This window comes from Bacteroidia bacterium (genome assembly GCA_026932145.1).
Taxonomy (GTDB): Bacteria; Bacteroidota; Bacteroidia; order J057; family JAIXKT01; genus JAIXKT01.
Genome location: JAIXKT010000056.1, coordinates 1 through 1,650, shown reverse-complemented (window position 1 = coordinate 1,650; position 1,650 = coordinate 1). Strand labels below are relative to the sequence as shown.

Below are 1,650 nucleotides of genomic sequence, written 5' to 3'. Positions count from 1 at the left end.
TTCAAAATCAAATAGTTAAATATTTTTATTCTTTTTGTCGTGCAACAGGCTCGAACTGTGAAAAACTTCACCCTCATTTACGACAAATTACAAGAATAAAATCGCTAAAATTGCATTATGGAATTGAACGAAATTTATCAAGGCGACACATTTGAGTTGATAAAACAAATTGACGACAACAGCATTGACCTGATCGTTTGTGATGGACCGTATGGAGTTACAACAAATGAGTGGGACAAGGTTACTGACATTCAGAGCTTCAATCTCAACCTCATCAAATTATTTTCAAGAGTCCTTAAACCTGGTGGTGCATTTTATCTTTTCGGCAAAGACAATTGCATTGACTTTATTGACTACCGACCTTATCTGACTTTGAATAGGAAAATTATTTGGTATCAACCCAGCCGACTTGCACAAGGACGATTAAACTACACCAATAACTACGATTTGATTGCCTACTTCACAAAAGGCAAAGCAAAAACATACAATCTTGATGATATTCGTGTTGCTCAATTGGTAGAACTTGAACATCGTTTACGCTGTGAAAAAGTTCCATCTGTAACAAACGGACAATACGGAAAAACAAAGTTCAACGATGACGGAAAAAACCCCGGAGATGTTTGGGGTGACATCAAGCAACTTACTTACAAATCAAAAGAACTAATCAACAGAGAACTTCTGAACACAATACAAAAACCTGAAAAATTAATTGAACGAATTGTAAAAGCTAGTTCAAGCGAAGGTGATTTAGTATTAGACCCATTTTCTGGAGTAGGGACAACTTTTGCTGTATGTAAAAATCTCAAAAGAAATTTTATCGGCTTTGAGTTGAATCCAGACTACATTGCTATCACCAAAGAACGAGTTCATCAAATTGAACTGATAAAAGAATACAGTTTGTTCAAATGAAAGTAAACATAAACATCATAGACCCCGATTCGATTGACTCAGATGAATTGATTCGGAGAGCACAAAATCTGCACGACCTTAGTGTTGAAAGTGGCATTGACAATATTTTCCAACCCGGACTTGTCAAAGAAATAATCATTGCAAAAACTCTTGGACACAATGTTGTAACTAATAAACGAATGCCCGATGCTTGCAGTAAAAAAGATGATAATATTTTCTACGAATACCTTTCCTGTTATGAAGGTGGTTCAGGACAATTGGACAGAATGTTTAAGCATCCACCGAAAAAAAGAGAAGAATCACTTCGTAGAATCACAAGGAACAACATGATTTATTTTGCAATCTTCTTTCGCAAGACACTCAATATAAAATCAATTTTTGAAATTGAAGTTGATGACCTTCTGGCTGAAACAGAAAGACAACTTGATATTAGTAGCAACGACATTTCTCATGTCGGCTTTTCTGAAAAATGGGCTGAAGAAAACTGCAAGAAGGTTTACAGCCACAAATGAAGAGAACGACAGCCGCCAACATAAAACTTAGCGAAATTTTAAAAAAGGGGAACTTGGTGGTTAATCAAATAGTTGTGCATCTAATGAAGTGTGTGCAAGTGCAAAAAATGCGAACTACTTTGCGGCAAATAATTTATGGAGGGTTCTATAATTTAAATCATTGTTATTCAGGTAATTATATGTATATTTGCGTATAATTTAACACGAAAATAATATGACATCACAAGAA

General features: G+C 35.0%; 2 protein-coding genes. Both read left to right on the top strand.

Annotated features, from left to right (window positions below; genetic code table 11):
* Window positions 1-117 precede the first annotated feature (117 nt).
* Complete coding sequence (locus tag LC115_12975; GenBank protein ID MCZ2357580.1) at window positions 118-909, top strand: site-specific DNA-methyltransferase; 792 nt, start codon at window positions 118-120, stop codon at window positions 907-909.
* On the top strand, window positions 906-1,421 hold the full coding sequence (locus LC115_12970) for a hypothetical protein (protein ID MCZ2357579.1): 516 nt from the start codon (window positions 906-908) through the stop codon (window positions 1,419-1,421). The genes LC115_12975 and LC115_12970 overlap by 4 nt, the downstream gene beginning before the upstream one ends.
* The last annotated feature ends 229 nt before the right edge of the window (window positions 1,422-1,650 follow it).